At 43.7% G+C, this 728-nt stretch carries 1 protein-coding gene; it reads left to right on the top strand.

Annotation, left to right across the window (positions count from 1 at the left end; genetic code table 11):
- Window positions 1-125: 125 nt before the first annotated feature.
- Window positions 126-728: glyceraldehyde 3-phosphate dehydrogenase NAD-binding domain-containing protein (locus tag PGX78_RS08935; protein WP_333524047.1), on the top strand; the 603-nt coding region annotated here is incomplete at its 3' end.

Genomic DNA, 728 nt, shown 5'->3' with positions numbered 1-728 from the left:
GGCACCGTAAAGGGAGAGGCAATTGTCTCCGTTATGCGGGCTTGCCGAAAGGGAACCTTAGTCATTGACGAGGGAGCGGCCGAAAAAATCATGACCTTGATTTAACAAATGAAAGGGTGTATACAATGGTAAACATCGGTATTAACGGATTCGGTCGAATCGGTAGACAAATATTCAAAATTGCACAGCGATTCGGCGACGATATTAAAATTGTCGCTTTAAATGATATAGGCACGCCCAAGCAAATGGCGCACTTATTAAAATATGACAGCATGTTCGGCACTATGCCGAATGATATTTCTTATGACTCGGACCATATTATTATGGACGGAGTGAAATACCCTCTGTTTCAGGAAAAAGATATTAAAAATGTAGACTGGAACAGCTTGGGAGTGGATATTCTTATCGAAGCGTCGGGAAAATATGCCGGTCGCGTTTCGCCGTCGGCACAGGATAAACTGCCCCTGGGCGGAAGTGTAAAAAAAATTATTATCACAGCGCCGTCAACGATTGACGATAAGACCCTTGTTATGGGTGTCAATACGGATGAATATGATCCGGAAAAACATCATGTTATTTCCGGCGCATCGTGCACGACAAATTGTTTGGCAGCTATCTTTAAATGCCTTGATGAAGCATATGGGGTAGAACGCGGTATGACTACATCCGTACATTCCTATACGGTGGATCAGAAAATTTTGGATGTTTCTCACCGCGATTTGCGCCGA

It is taken from the genome of Megasphaera sp. AF13-6AC, assembly GCF_027685385.1.
In the GTDB taxonomy this organism is placed as follows: domain Bacteria; phylum Bacillota; class Negativicutes; order Veillonellales; family Megasphaeraceae; genus Megasphaera; species Megasphaera micronuciformis.
The sequence above is the reverse complement of the archived record's forward strand: the minus strand, read 5'-3'. Positions and strand labels throughout refer to the sequence as shown.